Annotated in this window: 23 protein-coding genes and 1 tRNA gene; 5 read left to right on the forward strand and 19 right to left on the reverse strand. The window is 64.9% G+C overall.

Annotated elements, in window-relative coordinates; translation table 11 throughout:
- Positions 1–2: 2 nt before the first annotated feature.
- From secF to yajC, 3 genes are read right to left on the reverse strand one after another with little or no spacing between them, the layout of a single operon-like run.
- Complete coding sequence (gene secF, locus ACO055_RS06070; RefSeq protein WP_422061692.1) at positions 3–983, reverse strand: protein translocase subunit SecF; 981 nt, start codon at positions 981–983, stop codon at positions 3–5.
- A 13-nt stretch (positions 984–996) separates the two neighbouring features.
- Positions 997–2,610, reverse strand: coding sequence for a protein translocase subunit SecD (gene secD, locus ACO055_RS06075; RefSeq protein WP_422061693.1), 1,614 nt, complete (start codon positions 2,608–2,610; stop codon positions 997–999).
- Positions 2,611–2,652: 42 nt separating this feature from the next.
- The gene (gene yajC / locus ACO055_RS06080) at positions 2,653–2,982 is read right to left on the reverse strand and encodes a preprotein translocase subunit YajC (RefSeq protein WP_422061694.1); all 330 of its coding nucleotides are present in this window, start codon (positions 2,980–2,982) and stop codon (positions 2,653–2,655) included.
- Between the two features lie 273 nt (positions 2,983–3,255).
- Here yajC and ACO055_RS06085 point away from each other — a divergent pair.
- Positions 3,256–3,332, forward strand: a tRNA-Pro gene (locus ACO055_RS06085).
- Positions 3,333–3,534: 202 nt separating this feature from the next.
- Here the strand turns inward: ACO055_RS06085 and ACO055_RS06090 are convergent.
- The 3 genes from ACO055_RS06090 to ACO055_RS06100 form a co-directional block, all read right to left on the reverse strand.
- Positions 3,535–3,735: a hypothetical protein gene (locus tag ACO055_RS06090; RefSeq protein ID WP_422061695.1), complete on the reverse strand. Its 201-nt coding sequence runs from the start codon at positions 3,733–3,735 to the stop codon at positions 3,535–3,537.
- A gap of 179 nt (positions 3,736–3,914) precedes the next feature.
- Positions 3,915–4,256 (reverse strand): EF-hand domain-containing protein, encoded by a 342-nt coding sequence (locus ACO055_RS06095; protein WP_422061696.1) that lies wholly within the window; start codon positions 4,254–4,256, stop codon positions 3,915–3,917.
- A gap of 99 nt (positions 4,257–4,355) precedes the next feature.
- A complete protein-coding gene (locus ACO055_RS06100; protein WP_422061697.1) occupies positions 4,356–5,333 on the reverse strand; it encodes an NADPH:quinone oxidoreductase family protein in 978 nt (325 codons plus the stop codon).
- Positions 5,334–5,404: 71 nt separating this feature from the next.
- On the opposite strand from ACO055_RS06100, the gene ACO055_RS06105 reads away from it, so the two are divergent.
- Together ACO055_RS06105 and ACO055_RS06110 are read left to right on the forward strand one after the other, a co-directional pair.
- A complete protein-coding gene (locus tag ACO055_RS06105) occupies positions 5,405–5,974 on the forward strand; it encodes a glycoside hydrolase family 108 protein (protein ID WP_422061698.1) in 570 nt (189 codons plus the stop codon).
- Between the two features lie 61 nt (positions 5,975–6,035).
- Positions 6,036–6,449, forward strand: coding sequence for a holin family protein (locus tag ACO055_RS06110; protein ID WP_422061699.1), 414 nt, complete (start codon positions 6,036–6,038; stop codon positions 6,447–6,449).
- Between the two features lie 88 nt (positions 6,450–6,537).
- Here ACO055_RS06110 and ACO055_RS06115 read toward each other — a convergent pair whose 3' ends face one another.
- The 12 genes from ACO055_RS06115 to dapA all read right to left on the reverse strand — a co-directional run bounded on the left by ACO055_RS06115 (position 6,538) and on the right by dapA (position 20,215).
- Positions 6,538–7,023 (reverse strand): SRPBCC family protein, encoded by a 486-nt coding sequence (locus ACO055_RS06115; protein WP_422061700.1) that lies wholly within the window; start codon positions 7,021–7,023, stop codon positions 6,538–6,540.
- A complete protein-coding gene (gene alaS, locus ACO055_RS06120; protein ID WP_422061701.1) occupies positions 7,020–9,674 on the reverse strand; it encodes an alanine--tRNA ligase in 2,655 nt (884 codons plus the stop codon). The genes ACO055_RS06115 and alaS overlap by 4 nt, the downstream gene beginning before the upstream one ends.
- 72 nt (positions 9,675–9,746) lie before the next feature.
- On the reverse strand, positions 9,747–10,337 hold the full coding sequence (locus ACO055_RS06125; protein WP_422061702.1) for a hypothetical protein: 591 nt from the start codon (positions 10,335–10,337) through the stop codon (positions 9,747–9,749).
- Positions 10,327–10,977, reverse strand: coding sequence for a glutathione S-transferase family protein (locus tag ACO055_RS06130; RefSeq protein WP_422061703.1), 651 nt, complete (start codon positions 10,975–10,977; stop codon positions 10,327–10,329). Before ACO055_RS06130 ends, ACO055_RS06125 begins: the two co-directional genes overlap by 11 nt.
- A 19-nt stretch (positions 10,978–10,996) precedes the next feature.
- The gene (speB, locus tag ACO055_RS06135) at positions 10,997–11,812 is read right to left on the reverse strand and encodes an agmatinase (RefSeq protein ID WP_422061704.1); all 816 of its coding nucleotides are present in this window, start codon (positions 11,810–11,812) and stop codon (positions 10,997–10,999) included.
- Between the two features lie 218 nt (positions 11,813–12,030).
- Positions 12,031–13,110: a recombinase RecA gene (gene recA, locus ACO055_RS06140; protein WP_422061705.1), complete on the reverse strand. Its 1,080-nt coding sequence runs from the start codon at positions 13,108–13,110 to the stop codon at positions 12,031–12,033.
- A gap of 124 nt (positions 13,111–13,234) precedes the next feature.
- The gene (locus ACO055_RS06145) at positions 13,235–13,585 is read right to left on the reverse strand and encodes a response regulator (RefSeq protein WP_422061706.1); all 351 of its coding nucleotides are present in this window, start codon (positions 13,583–13,585) and stop codon (positions 13,235–13,237) included.
- Entirely contained in the window at positions 13,578–15,944 is a 2,367-nt protein-coding gene (locus tag ACO055_RS06150) for a response regulator (RefSeq protein ID WP_422062429.1), read from the reverse strand. The genes ACO055_RS06145 and ACO055_RS06150 overlap by 8 nt, the downstream gene beginning before the upstream one ends.
- Positions 15,945–16,048: 104 nt before the next feature.
- On the reverse strand, positions 16,049–18,112 hold the full coding sequence (locus ACO055_RS06155) for a M13 family metallopeptidase (protein ID WP_422061707.1): 2,064 nt from the start codon (positions 18,110–18,112) through the stop codon (positions 16,049–16,051).
- A 96-nt stretch (positions 18,113–18,208) separates the two neighbouring features.
- A complete protein-coding gene (locus ACO055_RS06160; protein ID WP_422061708.1) occupies positions 18,209–18,847 on the reverse strand; it encodes a DUF2062 domain-containing protein in 639 nt (212 codons plus the stop codon).
- Entirely contained in the window at positions 18,844–19,329 is a 486-nt protein-coding gene (gene smpB, locus ACO055_RS06165) for an SsrA-binding protein SmpB (protein ID WP_422061709.1), read from the reverse strand. The genes ACO055_RS06160 and smpB overlap by 4 nt, the downstream gene beginning before the upstream one ends.
- Positions 19,330–19,339: 10 nt before the next feature.
- Entirely contained in the window at positions 19,340–20,215 is an 876-nt protein-coding gene (gene dapA / locus ACO055_RS06170; RefSeq protein ID WP_422061710.1) for a 4-hydroxy-tetrahydrodipicolinate synthase, read from the reverse strand.
- 101 nt (positions 20,216–20,316) lie between these two features.
- On the opposite strand from dapA, the gene ACO055_RS06175 reads away from it, so the two are divergent.
- Positions 20,317–22,344, forward strand: a complete 2,028-nt coding sequence (locus tag ACO055_RS06175; RefSeq protein WP_422061711.1) for a transglycosylase SLT domain-containing protein — start codon at positions 20,317–20,319, stop codon at positions 22,342–22,344.
- Between the two features lie 6 nt (positions 22,345–22,350).
- A complete protein-coding gene (gene greB / locus ACO055_RS06180; protein ID WP_422061712.1) occupies positions 22,351–22,833 on the forward strand; it encodes a transcription elongation factor GreB in 483 nt (160 codons plus the stop codon).
- Positions 22,834–22,836: 3 nt separating this feature from the next.
- On the opposite strand, the gene ACO055_RS06185 is transcribed toward greB, so the two are convergent.
- Positions 22,837–24,549 carry a caspase family protein gene (locus tag ACO055_RS06185; protein ID WP_422061713.1) on the reverse strand — a complete coding sequence of 571 codons (1,713 nt, stop codon included), beginning with the start codon at positions 24,547–24,549 and terminating at the stop codon, positions 22,837–22,839.
- Positions 24,550–24,618: the final 69 nt, after the last annotated feature.

Raw genomic sequence — 24,618 nt, forward strand, 5'->3', positions numbered from 1 at the left:
CGTCAAACCACCGCGCCGTCGTCCTTGCGCTCGACGCGCTCGGCGCCTTCGTTCGCTGCGCTCGTCCGCGGGACGAAGCTGTCGGGGCCGACCTTCAGCCACACCAGGATCGGCGCCGACATATAGACCGACGAATAGGTCCCGATGAAGATGCCGAGCAGCATCGCCGCGGTAAAGCCGAAGATCACGTCCGGCCCGACCCACAGCAGCACCGCGAGCGCGATCAGCATCGTGAAGCTGGTCATCACCGTGCGCGCCAGCGTCTCGTTGACGCTGAGATCGAGCAGCGGAACAATCTCCATCTTGCGGTATTTCTTCAGGTTTTCGCGGATACGGTCATACACCACGATCGTGTCGTTCAGCGAATAGCCGATGATCGTCAGCAACGCGGCGACGATGTTGAGGTCGAACTGCAACTGCGTCAGCGCAAAAAAGCCAAAGGTCAGCGCGATATCGTGGAACAGCGCGAACAGCGCGCCGATGCCGAACTGCCATTCGAAGCGGATCCAGATATAGATCGAAATCGCTGCCATCGCGAGGCCGAGGCTGAGCAGCCCGGTGCGCAGCAACTCGCCCGACACCTTGCCCGACACGGTTTCGACCGATCCGGTCTTCGCGGTCGGAAAGGCTTTCTGGATCCCGGCGACAAGCTGCTTGCCCGCTTGATCGGCCGCGCCCTTGCCGCCATCGGGCAGCGCGGTACGCACCGATACCGCCTTGTCCGAACCGAACTGCTGGATCGTCGCTTCGCCCAGGCCGAGTGCATCGACCTTTGTACGAATCTGGTCGATCGGCGGCATGGCCTGCGTGAATTCGACGCGCACCGACTGGCCGCCGACGAAATCGACGCCGAAGTTGAGCCCGCGCACCGCAACGAGCGCGATCGACGCGACGATCATCAGGAAACTGATGGACATGGCGACATTGCGCCACTTCAGGAACTGGATGTTCGTGTCGTCGGGGACGAGTTTCAGGAGACGCATATCTGGTCCCTCCTCAAATATTCAGCGTCGTCGGACGCGTCTTGTGCAACCACTGGGCTGCGAACATCCGGGTGACGGTAACGGCGGTGAAGACGCTGGTGACGATGCCGATGGTCAGCACCACGGCAAAACCCTTGATCGGGCCGGTGCCGAACCAGAACATCAGCGCCGCCGCGATGACATTGGTAATATTGGCGTCGAAGATCGCACGGCTCGCTTCCGAATAGCCAAGCTCGACGGCCTGGAACACGCGGCGCCCGCGCTTCAGCTCCTCGCGAATGCGCTCGTTGATCAGCACGTTCGCGTCGACCGCGGCGCCGATCGTCAGCACGAAGCCTGCGATGCCCGGCAACGTCAGCGTCGCGTTGAACGCCGCCATTGTCGCGATGATCAGGCCGATGTTGAACATCAGCGCGACGTTCGCATAGACGCCGAAGCGTCCGTAAACGACGATCATGAAGACCAGGACCGCGACGGTCGCGATGATGCCCGCGAGCGCGCCCTTCTGGATCGAATCCTTGCCCAGTTCGGGGGTAACCGTGCGCTCTTCGACCACGGTCATCTTCACCGGCAGAGCGCCCGAACGCAGCGAAATCGCCAGGTTGTTCGCGCTCGCAACGGTAAAGCTGCCCGAGATCTGCGCGCTGCCGCCCAGGATCGGTTCGTTGATCGATGGCGCCGACAACACCTTGCCGTCGAGCACCATCGCAAAGCGCTTGCCGACATTCTGCGCCGTCACCTTGGCAAAGGTCGACGAACCGCCCGAATCGAACCGGATGGTGACGACCGGCTGGCCCGACTGCTGGTCATAGCTTTGCTGCGCGTTGATCAGCTGTTCGCCGCTGATCATCACCTGGCGGCGCAGAATCTCGTAAGGCGCGCCAGCGCTTTCGCCTTCGGCATAGGGGACGATTTCGCTGCCCACCGGCGCGCGGCCGGCCGCGGCTTCATTCGGGTCGGCATTCGGATCGACCATGCGGAACTCGAGCCGCGCGGTCTTGCCGATCAGGTCCTTCAGCTGCTGCGGATCCTGCAGGCCCGGGACCTGGACGACGATGCGGTCGTCGCCCTGGCGGATGATCGTGGGTTCGCGCGTGCCCAGCGCGTTGACGCGCTTGTCGATGATCTCGCGCGCCGTATCCATGGCGTTCTTGATCGCCTGTGCCTGTCCGGCCTGCGTCGGCGTCAGCACGATGCGCGTCGTGTCGATGACATCGATCTTCCAGTCGCGCTGGCCGGTCATCCCGGCGCCGCCCGTCTCGTTGAAAAGCCGGTCGCGCGCTGCGTCGAGTTGCGACTGGTCGCGAACGAGAAAGCTGATCTTGCCACCGGCGGTCGACAGCTCGCCGATCGCGATATCGTCGTCGGGGCCGCGCTCGCCGCGCATCGCGGTCCGCACGGTCTTTTCCATATTGGCCAGCTGCGTCTTTTGCAGATCGCCCAGGTCGGCTTCGAGCAGCAGATGGCTGCCGCCCGCAAGGTCAAGGCCAAGGTTGACCTTGATCTGCGCGAAACCGGGCAGGTTGTCGAAGGTCTTTGTCGGCAGGAAGGTGGGGATCGAGAAGATGATACCGAGCAGCAGGATAAGGCTGATGCCGATGGTCTTCCAGCGCGGGAAATCGAGCATATGTTGTTCCGGTCAGTCTGGCGGCGCCGCGGCGCCGGCGCGTCAGTCGTTCGCGGGCTTTGCGCCGGGCTGGAGCACGTCGGCGAGAGTCGATTTGACGACCTTGATCTTCACGCCCTGCGCGATTTCGACGTCGGCATAATCGTCATCGACGCGCGTCACCTTGCCGACGATCCCGCCGCCGGTCACGACCTGGTCGCGCGGCTTCACCGCAGCGATCTTGGTGCGATGGTCCTTTGCGCGCTGCTGCTGCGGGCGGATCAGAAAGAACCAGAAAACGACGAAGATCAGCAGATAGGGCACCAGCATGATAAAGCCGGCGGCCCCGCCCCCGGAACCAGCCGCCTGGGTCAGAAGCAAATTGGTCGACATGAATGAAAACTTTCTCTTTGCAGCATCGGCCGTTCCGGATCGGAAAGCCAAGCAAGAATGGCGCGGCGCCTATCACGCAGGGGCGTGGCGCGCAACAGTCGCTGCATCCTCCCCCACGGCAAGCAGGGCCGAAATGGGGAGCGGCAGGGGCAGATCAAGAGCGGCGGCACAGATTGCGCCGCCACGCCATCGCCGTCCTTCGACTTTGCTCAGGAGAGCCTTGCATCGACCGCCAAGCCGCGCTAGGGGCCTCGCCTGCCCGAAAGGGCCGGTCGGGACGTAGCGCAGCCTGGTAGCGCATCACACTGGGGGTGTGGGGGTCGGAGGTTCGAATCCTCTCGTCCCGACCAAATTTACCAACAAACAATGCGTCAAGCGGGTGGCAAGAGCCGCCCGTCTTGCGTCGGCGCCCTCGCGCAAGCGCTGTGCAGGATATGCGCGTGGGCGCGGTGCGCGAGCAGCGCCATGGAATGTCCGCAAGGCGGCGGAGAGCGATCGCCTTCATCGTTCGTCATCCCGGGCCTGATCCGGGGTCCATGGCTGCCGTGGCGCTCATGGATCCCGGATCAAGTCCGGGATGACGATGATGGAGAACGCCGCTTTCGGTCGCTTTCTGCCATCGGCGGCGATCTTGATATCGCCGAAACGGAGCGGAGAGCAGACGGTCACCTGGCCCGCCGTGCTCCCCGGCGAAAGCCGGTGCACCTTGCCCAGCGTGCTCCCCGGCGAAAGCCGGGGCACCTTGCCCAGCATGCTCCCCGGCGAAAGCCGGGGCCCAGGGCGTTCGAGAGCCCACGTCACGCACCACGCCCTCGACCCCGGCCTTCGCCCGGGAAACACATCGACATCGTCCGCCATCGGCCGTTTTCAGGCGCTCCGAATCGCCATCGCCTGACCGAAGCGGGGCGGCACCCTGCCGCCCCGCCCGATTATCAGTTCGCGTCCTGCGGCGCGGCGTCCTGCGGTGCTTCGGGCGGCGGCGGCGCGGCGCGCGCGTTGCGCATCGCTTCCAGTTCGGACTTTTCGATGAAGCCGTCGCCGTTCGAATCGACATGCTTGATGAAGGCGTCGACCTTGTCCGGCGAAGCCATCGACGGATCGCCCTGCCGCTGCGCGCGCATTTCGGCCATCTTGGTAATCTCGGCCTTGTCGAGCTTGCCGTCGCCGTTCGTGTCCATCATCGCAAAGATGCGGCCGCCATCCTGCGGCGGCTGGGCGCCAGCGATGGCCGGAACAGCCACGGCGATCGACGCCGCAATCATCAGTTTCTTCATGTCATGTCCTTTTGGTCATATCGGCAAACGCGCCGGACGGCCCCGGCGCGGACATGGCAGCCCCGGTGTCGCAAAACTATGGCATGGCCGTTCGGCTCGTCACAGTTTCAGCACGACCTTGCCGATTGCCTCGCGCCGTTCGAGAATCGCGAAGGCCTGGCGCCAGTCGGCGAGGTCGAGCGAGGCGTGGACATGCGGACGGATTTTGCCCGCCGCGACCAGCGCGTCGATTGCCGCAACATTCTCTGCGCCGCGCTCGGGAAAGCGGCGGCCATATTCGCCCGCGCGCACCCCGACCACCGAAAAGCCCTTGATCAGCGGCATATTGACCGACACCTCGGGAATGCGCCCCGACGCAAAGCCGATCACGAGCAGCCGCCCACCGAATGCGATGCAGCGCGTCGATTCATCGAAGACATCGCCGCCCACCGGATCAAAGATCACATCGGCGCCTTTGCCGCCCGTCAGCCCCTTGACCTCTTCGCGAAAGCCCGGGTCGGCGGCAAGGACGGCGTCGGGGGCATAAAGCCGCGCGATCGCGTCGCGCTTCTCCGCGCTGCTGGCCGCCGCGATGACCCTGGCGCCCAGCGCCCTCGCCAGGTCCACGGTCGCAAGGCCCACGCCGCCGGCCGCGCCATGCACGAGCAGCCACTCGCCAAGCTCGACCCGCGCGCAACGGACCAACGCGACATAGGCGGTCAAATAGGCGACCGGATAGGCCGCCGCCTCTTCCCAGCTCAGCGTCTCGGGCTTGCGCCGCAACGAAGCGGCGGGGACCACCGCATATTCGGCCATCGCGCCGAACCGGTTGCCGCCGACGACCGCGTCGCCGGTCCCCCAGCCGCTCACCCCGTCGCCAACCGCATCGATTTCGCCCGCAAATTCCAGACCCGACACGAACGGCAGGTCGGGTTTCAACTGATACGCCCCGCGCGTCATCAACAGGTCGGGAAAGTTCACCGCCGCCGCACGCACGCGAACGCGCACCTCGCCGGGACCAGGTGCAGGGACAGGCAAATCGACCAGTCCCGCGCCCGCATGATCGGGCAGCAATTCACGCACCTGCAAAGCCCGCATCAAAAAAGCCCTTTCCTACAATGTACCCATATGGTTCATTTATGTCGTCCATCCAACCTGGGGAGCGAATCATGCCAAGACCCGATCCATCGATTTCCGACGCCGACGCGATGATCGATGCCGTCATCGACCGCGAAGGCCGATATGTAAACCACCCTGCCGATCGCGGCGGCCCGACCTGCTGGGGCATCACCGAAGCGGTCGCCCGCGCGCAGGGCTATGACGGCTGCATGCGCGAATTGCCGCGCGAGGACGCGGCGTCGATCTATCACCGACTCTATTGGCTGCGTCCCGTTTTTGACAAGATTGCGCTGCGGGCACCCAGGATCGCTGCCGAACTGTTCGATACCGGCGTCAACATGGGCACCGCTACGGCGGTCGGCTTCTTGCAGCGCGCGCTCAACGCGCTCAATCGCTCCGCGCGCGACTATCCGGACATTGCGGTCGATCGCGATATCGGTCCGCGCACCCTGTCGGCGCTCGATGCCTTTCTGCGCGCGCGCACACCCGGCGGTGAAACCGTGCTGCTGCGCGCCATGGAAGCGCTGCAGGGCGAACGCTACATCGCGCTCGCCGAACGTCGCCCGAGCCAGGAGGCGTTCCTCTATGGCTGGCTGGCGGGCCGCATCGACCCGAATTGACGCTTCGCGGCGCTCCGTTGGGCTGAACTTTACTGAACTTTGACCACATGGGAGAACGCAAATGAGCATCATCGAAGGGCTGATCGGTCCCCTCGCAAAGCTGATCGACAAGATTATCCCCGACCCCGAAGCGCGCGACCGCGCCAAGCTGGAGCTTCTGAAAATGGAGGGCAGCCAGGAGATGGAGGCCATCCGCACCCGGATGACCGCAATTGTCGCCGAAGCGAACAGCGCCGACCCATGGACCAGCCGCGCGCGGCCGAGCTTCCTCTATGTCATGTATGTGCTGCTGCTGTGGGCGATCCCGATGGGCCTGATCGCGGCCGCACGCCCCGACATGGCGAGGGGGATTGCCGAGGGAATGAACGCCTATCTCGCGGGCATCCCCGAACCGCTCTACGCGCTCTTCGGGACGGGGTATCTGGGGTACACCGCGGCAAGGGCGTGGGGGAAAGCGAAGGGGGTCGAGGCCTGAACCCGTTCGTGCCGAGCTTGTCGAAGCACCGTTCTTCTTCGAGTTCGAACGAAAGAACGGTCCTTCGACAGGCTCAGGCCGAACGGATTCAGGAGGCGGTGTTTTCCACGACCGCCGCCAAATTAACCAACGACGAGTTCAACCCCTCGACATGATCCTTCGCCGAAATGCCCGGCGGCACATGGTGCGCATCGATCGTCACCAGGGTTCCCCCGCTCTGCCGCGACAGATGCCAATGCATGGCCATCGTCCCCGAAAAGCGCGGATCGTCAGAGGCGAACTCGACCTCCCAGACGATCAGCCGCCCGTCGTCGAGCGTCGGGATATAAACTTCGACGACATCGCTATCATCATCGCTCTTGGTCTCGACATCGGCGTCATCGAAACTGAGCCGCATCAGAAAGCCGCCGCCGGCGCTCAAGTCGACATGCTCGAACGTCCCCGTCGCGCCCTCGGGCGGCAACCATCGCGCCAGCTTCGCTTCGCTGGTGAAGGCTGAAAAGACGTCGACCAGCGGCGCCGCGATCAGCCGTTCGGCATGATCGATGCGCCGCGTCTTCTTGGTCGGTTTCAAGCGAGCGCGGCTTTGACCGCGGCCACGGCGTCTTGCGCGGCGGCGCCATCGGGTCCGCCACCTTGCGCCATGTCGGGCCGCCCACCGCCGCCCTGCCCGCCAAGCGCGGCGACCGCCGCCTTGACGAGGTCGACCGCGCTGACGCTGCCGATCTTGTCGTCGGTGACGCCCACCGCAACCGAGGCGCGACCGTCATTGACCGCAACCAGCATCGCGACACCGCTGCCGACCTGCTTCTTGAGCCCGTCGACCGTGCCGCGCAATTCCCTGGGATCGAGCCCGTCGACAACCTGCGCAACAAAGGCCGTCTCGCCGACCTGCTCCACCGCAGGGCCGCCCGACGCACCGCCGCCACCCCCGGAACCGCCAAGCGCCAGCGCCTTCTTCGCATCGGCCAGCTCGCGCTCGGCCTTCTTCAGCGCCTCGGCCAGCTGCGCGACGCGCACCGGGACATCGTCGGGCGAGGTCTTGAGCGCGGCAGCGGCGGCTTTCAGCGCTTCGTCGCGGCCATTCAGCCAGACGCGCGCTGCATCGCCGGTCAGTGCCTCGATCCGCCGAACGCCGGACGAGACCGCAGATTCGCCGATGATCTTGAGCAGGGCGATGTCACCCAGCGCGCGTACATGCGTGCCGCCGCAAAGCTCGACCGAATAATGATGATCGTCCGAATGCCCCATGCTGAGCACGCGCACTTCGTCGCCATATTTCTCGCCGAACAGCGCCAGCGCGCCCGCCGCGACCGCGTCGTCGGGGGTCATGAGCCGCGTCGTCACCGTTTCGTTGCCGCGGATCTGGGCGTTGACCTCGGCTTCGACATCGGCAATTTCCTCGGCGCTCAGCGCCTTGGGATGCGAAAAGTCGAAGCGGAAGCGGTCTTCGGCGACCAGGCTGCCCTTCTGCGTCACATGCCCGCCCAAACGGTTGCGGAGCGCCGCGTGCAGCAGGTGCGTCGCGCTGTGGTTGGCGCGGATGCGGTCGCGCCGCGCGGCGTCGACGGTCAGCTGCACCGTGTCGCCGACCTTCAGGCTGCCGGCTTCGATCTTGGCCTGATGCGTGTGCAGGCGGCCGAGCGGCTTGCCGGTGTCGCTGACGGCCGCCTTGGCGCCGTCGAGCGTCGCGATCGTCCCCGCGTCGCCCATCTGGCCGCCGCTTTCGCCATAAAAGGGCGTCTGGTTGGTCAGCACGACGACCGCGTCGCCCGCCCCGGCTTCGTCGACCGGCTTGCCGTCCTTGACCAGCGCGATCACCGTCGCTTCGCCGACCGTGGCGCCATAGCCGGTGAATTCGGTGCTGCCGTTGGTCTCGGCCAGATCGAACCAGATGTCGTCCGACGCCTTGTCGCCGCTGCCCTTCCACGCGGCGCGCGCGGCGGCTTTCTGCTGCGCCATCGCGGCGTCGAAGCCCGCGCGGTCGACCGAAATTTCGCCGGCACGCAGCGCATCCTCGGTCAGATCATAAGGGAAGCCATATGTGTCATAGAGCTTGAACGCGACCTCGCCGGGCAAGGTGTCGCCCTTGCCCATGCCGACCGTCGCCTCGTCCAGCAGCCGCAGACCGTTCTGCAGCGTCTGGCGGAATTTGGTCTCTTCCCGCTCCAGCGTCTCGGCGATCAGCGGCTGCGCGCGGATCAGCTCGGGATAGGCGGCGCCCATCTCGGCGGTCAGCGACGGCAACAGCCGGTACATCAGCGGATCTTTCGCGCCGAGCAGATGCGCGTGGCGCATCGCGCGGCGCATGATCCGGCGCAGCACATAACCGCGTCCTTCGGCCGACGGCAGCACCCCGTCGGCGATCAGGAAGCTCGATGCACGCAGGTGATCGGCGATCACGCGGTGGCTCGCCTGCGTCGCGCCTTCGGCCGGTACGCCGGTCAGGTCGACCGACGCCGCGATCAGCGCCTTGAACGTGTCGGTGTCATAATTGTCGTGAACGCCCTGCAGAACCGCCGCGACGCGCTCCAGCCCCATGCCGGTGTCGATGCTCGGCCGCGGCAGGTCGACGCGCTCGCCGCCGGGCAGTTGCTCATATTGCATGAACACCAGATTCCAGATCTCGACGAAGCGGTCGCCATCCTCTTCGGGCGACCCCGGCGGCCCGCCCCAGATATGATCGCCATGGTCATAGAAGATTTCGCTGCACGGCCCGCACGGCCCGGTGTCGCCCATCGACCAGAAATTGTCGCTCGTCGGGATCCGGATGATCCGCTCCTCGGGCAGGCCCGCAATCTTCTTCCACAGGTCGAACGCCTCATCGTCGGTGTGATAGACGGTCGCGGTCAGCTTTTCGGGCTTCAGGCCCCAAATCTTGGTGATCAGCGTCCACGCATGCTCGATCGCCTGGTCCTTGAAATAATCGCCGAACGAGAAATTCCCCAGCATTTCAAAAAAGGTGTGGTGCCGCGCGGTATAGCCGACATTGTCGAGGTCGTTGTGCTTGCCGCCGGCGCGCACGCATTTCTGCGACGACGCGGCGCGCACATACGGGCGCTTTTCCAGCCCGGTGAAGACATTCTTGAACGGCACCATGCCCGCGTTGACGAACATCAACGTCGGGTCGTTGTACGGCACCAGCGGCGCCGACGGCTCGATGTGATGCTGGGCCTCCCCGAAATAGTCGAGGAAAGAGCGGCGAATGTCGTTGGTCGAAGTCATGCGCGCGAATTAGGGATTTTATCGGATGACGACAAGCGCCCAAAACGGCGCCCATCGTCATGCGATCATCGATCAGAATGCCGTCGCGATCCCCTTGCCCAGATAACAGGGCAATTGGCGCAGCACATCGGCTTTGGGGACGCCGTCTTCCAGCAGGTTGCGCGGCACTTCGCTGGTATCGACGCGCACCACGGTGAAGCTGTCGCCCGGCTTGGCGCGATGGACCGCCACATAGCCGCAATCCATCGTCCCGTCCTTGCGGTCGCCGCGAAAATCGAACGCGGCATAAAGGCCCGGCGGCTGGCCCGCCGGATCGAGATACCAGCTGAGGCGCAGCACGCGGATCGTCCCGTCGGCCCACAGCGCCGGGCGCTGGCGCTGGTTCATTTCCCATTCGAGCCGCGGGTTCGACGCCTGGAACGACAGCCGCAGCATGGCATAGGCCGCCGCGAAATCGCGCTTCGCCAGCGCCATCGTATAGGCCGTGAACCGGTCGACGGCGCCCTCTTCGTCGCCTGGGCTCGGGTTGAAGCTGATGCCTTCGGGCGCCACGACGTCGCGCTCGACTTCGGGGGCGACCGCGGGCGGTGCCGCACCGGCACCCGGAATGCTGCCAAGCAGGACCGCCGCGGCAAGCGCCGCGCGGACCCGGTCAATAACCATAATAGGCGCCGCCCTTTTCGCGCGCGCGCTGCCAGGCAGGACGGACGTGGCACGCATTCACAAAGGCGGCGAGCTTCGGATAGCGGGGCGCCATGCCCTGCATGATTGCAATCTCGGCCGGAAAGCTCAGCATGATGTCGGCGGCCGACAGGCTGTCGCCGATGAAATGACCATTCTCTCCGACCCGGCTCTCCATATAGGCGAAATGCGAATCGAGCTGCTGCGCGATACGCGGCTCGATGGGTGCTGCCGCCTCGCCCAGCCGCGCCGTGTAGAGGCGCAACAGAATCGGCGTCATCGCCGATCCTTCGGCAAAATGCAGCCATTCGAGATGGCTGATATGATCGTCGGTGCCGCGTTCGGGGACGAGAGCGCCGCCACCATGGCGCTCGCACAGATATTCGGTGATCGCGCCCGATTCGATGATCACGCGGCCCCTTTCGCCGGGGGCGGCATCGTCGGTCTCTTCGATCACCGGCGACTTGCCGAGCGGGTGGACCGCGAGCAGCTCGGGCGGCGCGAGGTTGGTAACGGGATCGCGATCGTAATATCTGATCTCATAGGGCGCGCCGATTTCCTCGAGCAGCCACAAGATGCGCTGCGAGCGGCTGTTGTTGAGATGGTGGACGATCAGGCTCACAGGCGTTCTCCTTCGGGGGTCAGGATTGATACGGTCCGTTGCGGTCGATCAGCGCCGCAAGCTCGCGCACCAGCTTGGCGCCGAGAATCGCGGTGACGTCGCCGATGTCGCGGCCCGGATGATGTTCGACGATGTCGGCGCCAACGATCGGCGCGGTTTGCTTGTGGAGCACCGCAAGCACCTCGCGCACCGTCAGCCCGCCGGGCTCGGGATGCGCGACGCCGGGCGCCGCCGACGGGTCGAGCCCGTCAAGGTCGATCGAGATATAAAGCGGACCGCCGAGCACCGGTACCGCGTCGGGCGTGAAGCCGGCCATCGGGACAATCTCGACCCCGAAGCGATCGGCCTGCTCGCGGCAATGGCCATTGAGCGTGCGAATGCCGACCTGCACGAGCCGCGCCGCATGTCCCGCTTCACAGATGCGCGCGAAGGGGGACGCATGGCTGCGCGGATTGCCGCCGAAATCGTCGTAAAGATCGGGGTGTGCGTCAAAATGCAGGATCGTCACCGGCCCGAAACAGGTCGCCGCGGCCTCGACAAGCGGAAAGGTCACCGCATGGTCGCCGCCGAGCGCCAGCGGCACTTCGCCGTCTTCCTGCAACATCGCCACATGGCGCCGGATCGCTGCGTCGTCGCGCACGCTGTCTTCGCAGAGCGGGAGGTCGCCATCGTCGGCGAAGGCGATGTCGACTCCGATTTCTGGACCAAGCTCGCTGGCGAGATTGCCGCGGTCGCTGTGCAGCGCGGCGCGGATCGCGGCAGGGCCCGCCGCGGCGCCGCGTTCGAAACTGCTGTTGATGTCGGTGGGCAAGCCGAAAAGGCGGATCGCAGGCATGCGCTGCTTGTAACCGCTGGCAAAGGTCGCGCAAGGCGCAACGGCAGCCAGGGTCAGGACCCTAGTCGGACAACAGGAAATGCAACGGCGGGCGGGCCGACCTGCAGGAGAGGGACATGTGCAGATACGCAGCAGCTACAAGGACGTTGCCGGGCCCGCCGCCGTCGGCCGGCCGGTCCACAGGAGAGGGAAACCGGCCGGATGGCTATCGGGTGGGATCAGCCTTCGTCGTCACCATCATCGTCGGGGCCCGCCATCATTTCTTCGGCGACCGCGTCGGTGCGGGTACGGATCGCGCTTTCCAGGCGCTGCATCAGTTCGGGATTGTCGGTCAGGAAGGTCTTTGCATTTTCGCGACCCTGTCCAATGCGGATCGAGTCATAGCTGAACCACGCGCCCGATTTCTCGACCAGCCCGGCCTTGACGCCAAGGTCGAGGATCTCGCCGATCTTGGAGATGCCCTGCCCGTACATGATGTCGAATTCGACCTGCTTGAACGGCGGCGCGACCTTGTTCTTCACGACCTTCACGCGCGTCGTGTTGCCGACAATCTCGTCGCCATTCTTGATCTGGCCCGTGCGACGGATGTCGAGGCGAACCGAGGCGTAGAATTTCAGCGCATTGCCGCCGGTCGTCGTCTCGGGATTGCCGTACATCACGCCGATTTTCATGCGCAGCTGGTTGATGAAGATGACCATGCAGCGCGAACGGCTGATCGAGCCGGTAAGCTTGCGCAGCGACTGCGACATCAAACGCGCCTGAAGGCCGACATGGCTGTCGCCCATCTCGCCTTCGATTTCGGCGCGTGGAACCAGCGCCGCGACCGAGTCGACGACGAGAACGTCGATCGCATTCGAACGCACAAGCGTATCGACGATTTCGAGCGCCTGTTCGCCGGTGTCGGGCTGCGACACGATGAGTTCGTCGATGTTCACGCCAAGCTTGCGGGCATAGACCGGGTCGAGCGCATGTTCGGCATCGACAAAGGCGACCGTACCGCCACCTTTCTGCGCCTCAGCGAGGACGTGCAGCGCGAGCGTCGTCTTGCCCGAACTTTCGGGGCCGTAAATTTCGATCACGCGGCCGCGCGGCAGGCCGCCAACGCCGAGCGCGATGTCGAGCCCGAGCGAACCGGTCGAGATCGACTCGACCTGCATCGTTTCCTTCGAGCCCAGCTTCATTACCGAGCCCTTGCCAAACGCGCGATCGATCTGCGCGAGTGCGGCGTCGAGCGCCTTCTGCCTGTCCGTTCCGTTCACTGATTTCCCCGATTCGACGAGTGATAATTGTCCGGCCATAACCGTCCCTTTCCAGCTCTAGAGCGACAGCCGAAGCATCGCAACGCCAGACCGATGTGCCACATATGTTCTCGTGGAACAAGGGGGGAACAAAATAAAGTTGGGGGCTCAGATCGATCGGGTTTTAAACGAAAAACCCGCCCAGAGTTGCCTCGATGTCGCTGAGCCGAAATGGCTTGGCCACCAGCTTGCGATGCGCATGTTCCTGGGGAATCACATCGCCGCCGCCCGACGTGAATGCGAAAGGGATATTCCGCGCGGCCAGGGCATCAGCGATCGGCCAGCCCTTTTCGTCGCCGAGGTTGATGTCGATCAACGCCGCGTCGATGGACCCGGCCGCGACAATCGCGAGCGCTTCCTCGTTGGTCGTCGCTTGCGCTGGCTCGGGAAACCCCAGCGCATCGAACATGTCGACCAGCATCATGCCGATCAGCACGTCATCCTCGACAAGCAGGATGCGATGGCCGTCAGCCATCGGCCACGCCCCGGTGCGCGGCATTATCGAGCGCCGCCGACACGGCCTCGGCCAACTGCGCAACCGAGAAGGGCTTGGGCAGAAAGGCGACGTCGTCGATGTTGATCGACTGGCGCAGTTGCTCCTCGGCATAGCCCGACATGAACAGCACCGGCAGCATCGGCCGCTTCGCGCGCATCGCACGCACCATTGCAGGGCCGTCCATCGTCGGCATCACGACGTCGCTGAGGATCAGGTCGATCTTGTCCATCGCGGCAAAACGCTCCAATCCCTCTTCTCCCTGCGATGCGGTCACGACAGTATAACCCGCACGGGTCAGCGCTCGTTCCGCGACAGCGCGCACCATATCCTCGTCCTCGACGAGCAGGATCGTGCCGGTGCCCCACTGGCTCTTCTTGGGCTTGACGGGGGGCGCAGGGGCGACAGGCGCACCGCCTTCGGCGCGATGAACGGGCAGATAGATGACGAAGCTCGTCTCGCCCGGCTTGCTGTCGGCAAAAATGAAACCCGCCGACTGCTTGATAATGCCATAGACGGTCGAGAGGCCGAGCCCCGTCCCTTTCCCGACATCCTTCGTCGTAAAGAAAGGCTCGAAAATCTTGGGCAGCACATCGGCCGGAATGCCGGTTCCGGTATCGCGGACCTTGAGCGCGCTATAGTCGGCGGGGGGCATGAACTCGTTCCCCATCTGGCGCACGTCGGCAGCCGATACCGGATAGGTCTCGATCGTCAGCGTCCCGCCGCCCGACATGGCGTCGCGCGCGTTGACCGCCAGGTTGATGATCACCTGCTCGAGCTGGCCGGGATCGGCGCGCACCGCGCCAAGCCCGCGACCGTGATGGACATCGAGTTGAACATTCTCGCCAATGAGCCGCTTCAACAGGTGCGACACTTCTGAAATCACGTCGGGCAGCTGTAAAATCTGCGGGCGGAGCGTCTGCTGGCGCGAGAAGGCGAGCAATTGCCGGGTCAGGCTGGCCGCCCGGTTTGCATTGCTGCGGATCTGCTGGATATCGTCATAGTCGCTGTCGCCGGGCGTATGGCGCATCAGCATCAGGTCGCAGGCGCCAAGCACCGCGGTCAGGATATTGTTGAAGTCGTGCGCAACGCCGCCGGCCAGCTGCCCCACCGCCTGCATCTTCGATGCTTGCGCGACTTGTCGTTTGAGCCGCGATTCCTCGCTCGAATCCTTGAGGCTGAGCAGCACCGCCGCTTCGCCTAGCCCGCGCACGCCGACGACGCGCATCGACACCGGCTCATCGCCCTGCCCGATCAGGCGGATCGACAGGTCGCCGCCAACCTGTTGTCCGCTGCTATGGCGGCGGATCATGTCGGCAAGCGGGCTCTTGTCCTCTCCGACCACAAGATCGCCCGGATAGCGGGGAGGCTTGCCTTCGCCGACCGCCGCCGCCCGCAGGAAAGCGCGGTTCATGTAAAGGAACCGGCCATCGCGATCGACGAGCGCGAGCCCGAAGGGCAGCAACGACAGCAGCGTTTCGACATAGGCCTGCGCGGTCCCGCGATCGGCAGGCCCCATTTCCTCGTCGAGCATCGCGAGCAGCACGGGGCCGTTTGCATCGGCCGGAGCCAGCGGAATCTGGATCATCCGCACCGGCGTCGCGCGGTCGCCTTCGCGCGCAAAATAGAGCGAGCCCGCATCGTCGAGCCGCAGCATCGCCGCGACATCGCGGCCGGCAAAATGCGCTTGATCGCCATCGCTCAGCGCACGCAGAAGAAAGGCAGGATTTGCGGTGCGAAGGCGACCCTCGGCGCTGACAAGTGCGGCCATCACGCCCGCATGGCCAAGCGTGCGGCCGGCCGGGCCATCAAGATGGCGGACGATTTCGGTCGTGAGGTCAAGCCGCTCGACCGCGGAAAAGCGCCAGACGAGATAATCTTCGGCTTGACCGGTGCGCATCACCTGCGCGCGAAGTTGCAGCGGCCCGACCGCAATATCGTCGACACCGCCCTCGCCGTCGCGCCACGCCGCGCGTCCCGCGTTTTTCAGCAGCTCGGCGCCGCGCGCTTCGAGCGGCAGGCCCGGAGGCGTCACGAAACCGCCCATCCAGGTCGCGAACAGGTCGTTGGCGCACACCAGACGCCCGGCTCGATCGGTCACGGCTATCGCGACATCGTCATGATTGACGGCCTGGCGCAGCATCGTCCAGTCGGGCGCGCTAGCCTCGCCGGCAATGGTGCCCGGAAACAGCCGCCGCGCGAGCAAGGCGCCTCCGACGGCGATCGCCAGTCCGGCAAGAAAGCCGGCGGCCAATGCCAAGCTGCGCGTCGCCCAGAAGAGCAAGGCGACCGACAGAAGCGCAAGGCCGCCGATGATGGCAAAATCGACGCGCGATAGAATCGCCCGGGCCGACTGTGCGCCCGCGGGGCCCGCCCCCCTGCTGAAACTTTCATCAGCGGAAGGCAGGCTTTGCGCGGTCAAACAGCGTTCTTTCTATTGGCGCATCACCAGATGCGGACACGATCCTTCGGCGCCAAATAGAGCTTCTGGCCTTCCTTGACGCTATAGGCCTTATACCAAGGGTCAAGGTTGCGCGAGACCCAAGACCGCTGAATCGAGGGCGAATGCGGATCAGTCGTGATCCGCTGCGACAGATTCTGTTCGCGGTAGTTGCGACGCCACACCTGCGCCCAGCCCAGGAAGAAGCGCTGGTCGCCGGTCAGCCCGTCGATCACCGGCGCCGGCTTGCCGCCGAGCGACTTTTTATAGGCGTCATAGGCAATGGTCAGACCGGCGAGATCGCCGATGTTTTCGCCAAGGGTGAAAGTGCCGTCGAGATGTTCGCCGGGCAGAACTTCGTATGCGTCATACTGCGCGACGAGCGCCTTGCCCGCGGCTTCGAACGCCGCGACGTCTTCCGGCGTCCACCAGTCGGCAAGTTTGCCGGTCTCGTCATACTTCGCGCCCTGGTCGTCGAAATGATGGCTGATCTCGTGACCGATGACGGCGCCGATGCCGCCATAGTTGATCGCGGCGTCGGCCTTGGGATCGAAGAAGGGCGGCTGCAGGATCGCGGCGGGGAAGACGATCTCGTTCATCCCGAAATTGGCGTAGGCGTTGACCTCCATCGGGGTCATCCCCCACTCCCAGCGGCGGATCGGACCGCCAAGGCGGCTGACATTATCGTCATGCGCGAACTGGTTGGAGCGCAGTTCGTTGCCGAACAGGTCGTCGGCGCGGATGTCGAGCTTGCTGTAGTCCTTCCAGCGATCGGGATAGCCGATCTTGGTCGTGAAGTTGGCGAGCTTCTTCTTCGCCTTGACCTTGGTCGCGGGCTGCATCCAGGCGAGATTTCCGATGCGCGTGTCGAGCGCCGCCAGGACATTCTTCACGAGCACATCCATCGCCGCCTTGGTTTCGGGCGGGAAATATTTCGCGACATAATCCTGGCCGACCGCTTCGCCCATATTGTTGGTGGTAAAATCGACCGCGCGCTTCCAGCGCTCCTGCATCTGCGGCGTGCCCGACAGCGCGGTGTTGTAGAACGAGAATGTTTCCTGCGCGACCGCGTCGGGCAGCACGCCCGAGAAGCCGTCAAGGCTGCGCACGACCATCAGGTCGCGGATCACTTCGATCGGCGCTGCGGCGATCAGCTTTGCTTCGCCGGTGAAAGCGCTCGGCTGCGACACGAGGAGCGAATCCTCGTTGACGCCAAGGCCGCGGATGAAGGTCATCCAGTCGAAACCCGGTGCGGCCTTCGCAAGGTCGGCGATCGTCATCTTGTTATAGACTTTGGTCGCGTCGCTGCTGTCGTTCTTGTCCCAGTGAACCGTCGCGATCTGCTTTTCGAAATCATAGATCGCCTTGGCGCGCGGTGCGGCATTCGTTTCGCCGGCCAGCGTCAGGACATTTTCCAGATGCTTCAGATACGCGCCCTGCAACTTCACGTTGCGCTCGCCGTCCTTCAGATAGAAGTCGCGGTCGGGCATGCCGATGCCGCCCTGGAACATCGTGTAGATATAGACGTCGGGGTTCTTGTCGTCCTGGCCCACATAACCGCCGAAAAAGTGCTGGATGCCGCTGCGGTCGCCTTCGGCGAGCAGCTTGGCCAGGCCCGCCTTGTCGACGCTGCGGACCTTGGTCAGCCAGGGCTGGATGGGCGCCAGGCCCTTCGCTTCGACGGCCGCCGAATCGAGATAGGACGAATAGGCGCGGCCGATCATGCTGTTCGGATCTTCTTTCGCGACATCGAGGATTTCGCGCGTGCGCTTTTGCGACAGGTCGGCAAGCGCGGTGAACATGCCATAGTTCGACTTGTCGGCGGGGATCGCGGTATTCTTGGACCAGGTGCCGTTGGCGAAGGCATAGAAATCGTCGCCCGGCTTGACGGTCTTGTCCATGCCCGAAAGATCGAAGCCGAAATCACCGATTTCGGGGTTGTCGGCCGTCGCGGTCGGCGCCGGAGCCGCCGTGGCTGCGTCTTTGGCAAAAGCCGGCGCCGACGCCAGCAAAACGGCGCCCAACGCCGCGGTCGCCATCAGGCGCGAAGAAAGTGTCTGACGAGTCATGATATTCCCCAGATGAAACAAACGGAAATGCACCCGCGGCTCGCGCTGCGGGTCCGATTTTGCGATGGGACAGCTATACGCACGCCACTTCGCCGTTCAACCGGCGGCGGCGTCGCTCGTCGATGACTCAAGTCGTTGGTCGCGCGCGCGCCGAATCTTGCGGCGCCAGCGAAGGCGAATCCAGTTGTCCCAGATCACCGAGGCGAGAAGGTAGCCCACGATCGCCGAGACCGCCGAAATCACGAACAGCCCGGCGAGACCGCCGAGCAACGCCGGCCCCGCGTTTGCCGTGAACCATAGCCACCAGTCGTGAAGCGATGCAGACCTTTCGTACAGACCGATCAGGCCGGACATATTGGTGTGCATCCCGAACAGGACATTGCCGAGCCACACCGATGCCGCGAGGATCAGCGGGGTCGTTACGGGATTCGACAGGAACGTCATGGCCGCGCCGATCGGGATATTGGCGCGAAACGGCAAGGCAAGCAGCGCAACGCCAAGGATCTGGATGCCGGGGATCAGGAAAAAGATGCCGACGAACAGCCCTAGCGCAGTTCCCCGCCGCACCGAGGTGCGCGTGAACCGCCACAAATGGCTGTGCGAGACGCGGTGCGAAAAGGGTTTGACGAAGCGGCTGGCCAGCAACTCCTCGCGCGTCGGCGAATTCTTGCGGATCCAGTTCATCACGGCCGATTTGTCGCGCGATTTGGAGTCGTTGGGCGTGCCCCCGCTCATCCGCGTTCCTTCATCAGCCGCGCCTTGTCGCGCTTCCAGTCGCGTTCCTTGATCGACTCCCGCTTGTCGTGTGCCTTCTTGCCCTTGGCCAGTGCAAGCTCGACCTTGGCGCGGCCGCGACTGTTGAAATAGACCGAGAGCGGGACAAGCGTCATCCCCTGCCGCATCACACCGGCGTGCATCTTGTTGATCTCGCGCCCGTTGAGCAGCAGTTTGCGCGGGCGCCGCGGTTCGTGGTTGTGCCGGTTGCCGTGGCTGAATTCGGGGATGTTGCTGTTGATCAGCCACACCTCGTTGCCCTTCACCTCGGCATAGCTTTCGGCAATCGTCCCCTCGCCGAAACGGAGCGACTTTACCTCGGTCCCCTGAAGCGCGATCCCGGCCTCGAACACCTGCTCGATGGCAAAATCAAAGCGTGCGCGCCGGTTCTCGGCGACGACCTTTTTCTTGTCGAATTCTGCGGCGGACTGCGGACGGGCCATTGCGAAGAACCTAAATCACTCCCGCCGCGGACAATGCGGCATCGACGGCTTTGCGCGAAGCTTCGGACGCCGGAATGATAGGTAGGCGCACTTCGGGCGAAAACCAGTCATGCACGCGCGACAGCGCATATTTTGCCGGTCCCGGCGACGCGTCGGAGAACATCGCCTTGTGCAGATCGAACAACCGGTCGTGCAGGACGAGCGCGCCGGCCCAGTCGCCCGCGGCACAGGCCGAAGCGAAATCGGCGCAAAGGCGCGGCGCGACGTTGGCGGTGACCGAGATACAACCGACGCCGCCCATCACCGCATGCGGCAGCCATAGATCGTCGTTGCCGCTTAGCTGGCAGAAGCCGGCTCCAGCGCCCGCCCGATGCATGGTCACGCGCGCCAGATCGCCGCTCGCATCCTTGATCGCGACAACGGTGGGCATCTCCGCCAGCTTGCACATCGTCTCGGCACTGATGTCGGCCACGGTGCGGCCGGGAACATTGTACACCACGATCGGCAGGTCGCAGGCATCGGCCAGCGCGCCGAAATGTGCGAGCATCCCGTCCTGCGTCGGCCGGTTGTAATAGGGTGCGACGATCAGCGCCGCCGTCGCGCCGGCCTGCTGCGCATAGCGCATGTGGCGGATCGCCGTCGCGGTGTCGTTCGACCCGCAGCCGGCGATCACCGGCACGCGTCCGGCCGCGGCCTCGACGCACGTATCGATGACCTGGTAATGCTCGTCGAAGCCGAGCGTCGGGCTCTCGCCCGTCGTCCCGCACGGTACCAGCGCGCTCGTTCCCTGATCGATCTGCCACCCGACAAGCCGTTTGAACGCCGGCGCATCGAACGCACCGTCGCGAAATGGCGTCACCAAGGCGGGAATCGACCCCGAAAACATGCACCGCTCCTTTACAAAAACCGTGGCCCGACCGATAGGAAAGCTCGGCGCGCCGCCTCATGGACGTCTATTCAGCGCCCCGCAAGGAGTTTGGCACTAGCATGGCCGCTATGATTTCGCTGCCCCGTATTTCCCGTCTGGCGCTCGCGCTGGCCCTCGTTGTTCCCACCGCCGCCCATGCCAGCGAACTCACTCCCGAGCAGATGGCCTGGTACCGTGCGCAGATGGGGCTTGCGTCCTCGTCGGGTCCGCCGCCGTCGACCAGCTCGGTCGGCGACGCGGTGATGGAATGGCGCCGCCTGACCGCGACGAACGCCGCATCCTTTGACCAATTGTCGCGCTTCCTGATGGCGAACCGCGACTGGCCCGATGCGGACAAATTGCGCGTTCGCGCCGAAAAGGCGATTGCGCTCGACAGCTACGACCCGCAGCGCACGCTCGCCTATTTCCAGGCCTATCCGCCGCGCACGCCGGGCGGTGAGGTGCGCTATGCGCTCGCGCTCAACGCGACCGGCCGCCGCGACGAGGCGAACGCCGCCGTTCGCCGGGCGTGGACCGGCGGGACGCTCGATGATTATGAGACCAACCGCGTCCTGACCTTCTTCCCCGGCGCGCTGACCGTCGCCGACCATGATGCGCGGATGGACCGGCTGCTGTGGCTCGGAGCGACCGGTGCCGCCGCACGCCAGATCGCCTATACGTCGCCCGAGAAGCGGGCGGTGTTCGCCGCGCGGCTGGCAATGCGCAGCGGCACGGTCGACGCGGCGCTGCAGGCGTCCGCCGTCGAAATCACGAACCCGTCGCTCGTCCGCACCGACGCGGGATATATCGCCGACAAGGCAACCTGGCTGCGCAAGGGCAATCGCGTCGGCGAAGCGCGCGCGCTGCTCGCGGCGCCGCGTTCGCTTGCCAAGGCACCGACCGATGCCGAGGAATGGCTCGAGACGTTGCTGACGAACGCGCGTGCGGCCGATGCCGCGGGCGACAAGATGACGGCGTATAATATCGCCAAGCAACTCGACGACACGTTCGCGCCGGGGGTCGTCATCCGCGAGGCGCCGCTCAGCGTGCGCGACGATTATACCTCGCTTGCGTGGCTGGCCGGACAACTCGCCTACAAGAGCGTCGGACGGCCACGCGAAGCGGTGCGTCTGTTCCGCCTCTACGGCGAGGCGGCGCGGTCGGCGCAGACGCGGACCAAAGGCTTTTACTGGGCGGGACGCGCCGCGCTTGCCGCGGGCGATCCCAATACCGCCAACACCCATTTCGCCGATGCCGCGCAGCACTATGACCAATATTACGGCCAGCTTGCGCTCGAACGGCTCGGCCGCCCACAGCCGAAGCCCCTCCCGACGCCGACGATCCAGGTCAGCGGCGATCAGAAACGCGCGTTCGAGGACGACCGGCTCGTTCGCGCATCGCGCGCACTCGGCGAGATCGGGGCCTGGCGCGAGCAATCCTTGTTCCTGCGCGCCATCGCACAGCGCGCGACCTCGCCGGCCGACCATGTGCTCGCGGGCCAGCTTGCTTCGGCGATCGGCCGTCCCGACCTGGGCGTGATGATTGGCCGCAGCGCGCAGGCGAACAGCCTCGACGCCGTCGAAGTATCGGGTTTTCCGACCGTCCGCGTTCCGGCGGGCCACGAAAGCAACTGGACGTTCATTCACGCGATCACCCGACAGGAAAGCCAGTTCGACCGGCAGGCGGTGAGCCATGCCGGGGCGCGCGGAATGATGCAGCTGATGCCGGGCACCGCGCGCGAGGTCGCGGGCAAGCTGGGGCTGAGTTATGACGCCGGGTCGCTGACCGTCGACACCAATTACAACATGACGCTGGGATCAACCTATTTCCAGCAGATGCTGAGCTATTTCGGCGGCAGCTATCCGCTGGCAGTCGCCGCGTACAATGCCGGCCCCGGCAATGTGAACAAATGGCTGCGCGCCAATGGCGATCCGCGCAGCGGCGGGATCGACATGGTCGACTGGATCGAAGCGATCCCGATTTTCGAGACGCGCAACTATGTCCAGCGAGTGCTTGAAAATGCCGTCGTTTACGACACGCTGCGCGATGGCCGGACGCTGCCGCAAGCGCCGCTGAGCTTTTACCTCGGCAAGCGCACGCCCGGCTGACACGCCGTGGCAGGAGAAAAGACCAACATTATCTCGCCCGCGGGCTTCGCTGCGCTGCGCGCCGAATATCAGGCGTTGCTGGGCGACGAGCGACCGAAACTGGTCGAGGTGATCAGCTGGGCGGCGGGCAATGGCGACCGCAGCGAGAATGGCGATTACATCTATGGCCGCAAACGGCTGCGCGAAATCGACCGGCGGCTCGGCTTCCTTGCGCGGCGGATGAAGGCGGCGCGCGTCGTCGACCCCGCCGAACAGCCCGACAAGAGCCGCATCTGGTTCGGCGCCACCGTCGAGCTGGCCGACGACGACGACGCGCGGCGCATCGTCACGCTCGTCGGCGACGACGAGGCCGACGCCGGCGAAGGCCGGATCGGCTGGAACAGCCCGCTCGCCCACGCGCTCCGCGGCGCCGCGATCGGCGATCTTCGCACAGTGCAGCTTCCTGCCGGGGCAAAGGAATGGGAAGTGCTGGCGGTCAGCTATCCCTGACCGTCAATCCCCGATCCCGGCGATCAACTCGCGCTGGTCCTTGCGAAGTTCGGGCAGGTCGCGCGCCAGCTTGGCCCAATAGGCCGCTTCCTTGGCATCGGCGCTGACGCCGCTGCCCTTCGCATAGGCCCAGGCGAGAATCGCGCGCGAACCCGCAAAACCCGCCCGCGCGCCGACGCCGCAATCCTCGATCGCGGCGCCGAGCGTCTTGTCGGCGAAATGCGCTTCGCAAAGCCAGTGGTTGCCCTCGGGATTGCCGTCATCGGCGATACTGCGCAGGCGCGCCAGATTCGCGGCGCGGGTGTCGGGAAAATAGGTCAGCGCGAAGATTGCCGCCGGATGCCCCTTTGCTGCCGCCTCCGAATAAAGCGCCTGCGAACGGACGAAGTCGGCAGGACCAAAGGTGCCCGCGGCAAGCCGGTAGGCCAGATGCGTCTTGGCTTTCGAAAAGCCCGCGTTCGACGAGGCGACATACAGGTCATAGGCGCGCTTCACATTCTCGGGCGTCGGGTCGTTCTCGAGCAACAGATAGGCCAGCTCCTGCTGCCCGGCCGCAAAACCCTGCGCCGCCGATTGTTCGAGATAGGCGCGGGCACGCGGCACATCCTTTTTTACCCCGACCCCCAGCGAATACATATAACCCGCCAGATGCTGCGCGAGCGCGTTGCCGCCGTCGGCAAGCCCGACCAGTTCGGCGGCGGGATGGCGCGAGAGAACGTCGGCGATCAGCACCGGCTCGTCCTCGATCGCCAAGCGGTCGAGCGAGATGTCGGCCAGCGGATTGGCGGCACCACGCGCGGGGCTCGATGGCGCCGGCGGCGCGGGCGGCGCCGCCGAGAACGACCCAAAGCCCCCGCCGCGCCTGCCCTGTTCGGGTACCTCGACCGGCGCGACGAGATAATAATCCTCGAACCAGCTACCATAGTGAAAGGGCTGCTGTGGTCCCAGCTCCATGCCGTAAGTGCGCTTGTACACGTCGCGCGATACGATCTTGAAATAGTCGGATATTTCGAGGCCGGGAATGCCGAGTTCCTTGACCACCGCAGCAGCGAAGGGGCTGACCGGCGATCCGACCGGCGCGAAATCGAGCGCGGGGCGGCCCTTCGCGGTCGAATAGAAGACCGCGCCCTGTCCGATGTCGAGCAGGCCGAGCGGCGCCGATCCGGCTTCGCCGGCCGCAACGGCAGCATCCTCGATCCGGACGACCGGCTCTGCGGTGCGGCACGCATCGACGAACAGCAAGGTGAAGGCACCTTGCGGGACGACGCGCTTCACCAGCGCCTCGATCGACAGATAGCGCTTCTCGACGTCGGCGCGGCGCGTTGCCGGCGGCGCATCCATCGGCACCAGCCAGTTGCGCCCGCCATATTCAAAGCCGTGCCCGGCATAATAGAGAACCACCGATTTGGCGCCCTTCGCTTCGGTTGCGAACTGCGCAAGCGCCGCGTCGAGTGCCGCCTTGTCGGCGTTGCGGATGATGCGCGGCGCGATACCGGCCTTGGCGAAAGCGTCGCAGACGAAGTCGATGTCGTTGACCGCATTCTTGAGCGACGGCCATTCCCAATCATTATACGCGCTGTTCCCGATGAGCAGCGCGACGCGCTCGCCTTTCAGCGGCGCCGTGCCGCACGCGGCGGTCTGCGCCCCCGCCGACGGCACGAGACAGCAAGCAATCGCGGCTCCGACCAGTGCGCCCAGCCATTTTCCACCGCCCATATTCGCTCTCCCCACGCGCAAATCGCCTCCCCCAAACGTCGCAGAAGACTGCGCAACTTCACTCTGAAT

This window comes from Sphingopyxis sp., assembly GCF_965227415.1.
Lineage (GTDB): Bacteria > Pseudomonadota > Alphaproteobacteria > Sphingomonadales > Sphingomonadaceae > Sphingopyxis.

Coding starts and splice junctions, on each gene's coding strand:
- secF (WP_422061692.1), bottom strand. CDS start 983: ATGCGTCTCCTGAAACTCGTCCCCGACGACACGAACATCCAGTTCCTG.
- secD (WP_422061693.1), bottom strand. CDS start 2,610: ATGCTCGATTTCCCGCGCTGGAAGACCATCGGCATCAGCCTTATCCTG.
- yajC (WP_422061694.1), bottom strand. CDS start 2,982: ATGTCGACCAATTTGCTTCTGACCCAGGCGGCTGGTTCCGGGGGCGGG.
- ACO055_RS06090 (WP_422061695.1), bottom strand. CDS start 3,735: ATGCTGGGCAAGGTGCCCCGGCTTTCGCCGGGGAGCACGCTGGGCAAG.
- ACO055_RS06095 (WP_422061696.1), bottom strand. CDS start 4,256: ATGAAGAAACTGATGATTGCGGCGTCGATCGCCGTGGCTGTTCCGGCC.
- ACO055_RS06100 (WP_422061697.1), bottom strand. CDS start 5,333: ATGCGGGCTTTGCAGGTGCGTGAATTGCTGCCCGATCATGCGGGCGCG.
- ACO055_RS06105 (WP_422061698.1), top strand. CDS start 5,405: ATGCCAAGACCCGATCCATCGATTTCCGACGCCGACGCGATGATCGAT.
- ACO055_RS06110 (WP_422061699.1), top strand. CDS start 6,036: ATGAGCATCATCGAAGGGCTGATCGGTCCCCTCGCAAAGCTGATCGAC.
- alaS (WP_422061701.1), bottom strand. CDS start 9,674: ATGACTTCGACCAACGACATTCGCCGCTCTTTCCTCGACTATTTCGGG.
- ACO055_RS06125 (WP_422061702.1), bottom strand. CDS start 10,337: ATGGTTATTGACCGGGTCCGCGCGGCGCTTGCCGCGGCGGTCCTGCTT.
- speB (WP_422061704.1), bottom strand. CDS start 11,812: ATGCCTGCGATCCGCCTTTTCGGCTTGCCCACCGACATCAACAGCAGT.
- recA (WP_422061705.1), bottom strand. CDS start 13,110: ATGGCCGGACAATTATCACTCGTCGAATCGGGGAAATCAGTGAACGGA.
- ACO055_RS06145 (WP_422061706.1), bottom strand. CDS start 13,585: ATGGCTGACGGCCATCGCATCCTGCTTGTCGAGGATGACGTGCTGATC.
- ACO055_RS06155 (WP_422061707.1), bottom strand. CDS start 18,112: ATGACTCGTCAGACACTTTCTTCGCGCCTGATGGCGACCGCGGCGTTG.
- ACO055_RS06160 (WP_422061708.1), bottom strand. CDS start 18,847: ATGAGCGGGGGCACGCCCAACGACTCCAAATCGCGCGACAAATCGGCC.
- smpB (WP_422061709.1), bottom strand. CDS start 19,329: ATGGCCCGTCCGCAGTCCGCCGCAGAATTCGACAAGAAAAAGGTCGTC.
- dapA (WP_422061710.1), bottom strand. CDS start 20,215: ATGTTTTCGGGGTCGATTCCCGCCTTGGTGACGCCATTTCGCGACGGT.
- ACO055_RS06175 (WP_422061711.1), top strand. CDS start 20,317: ATGGCCGCTATGATTTCGCTGCCCCGTATTTCCCGTCTGGCGCTCGCG.
- ACO055_RS06185 (WP_422061713.1), bottom strand. CDS start 24,549: ATGGGCGGTGGAAAATGGCTGGGCGCACTGGTCGGAGCCGCGATTGCT.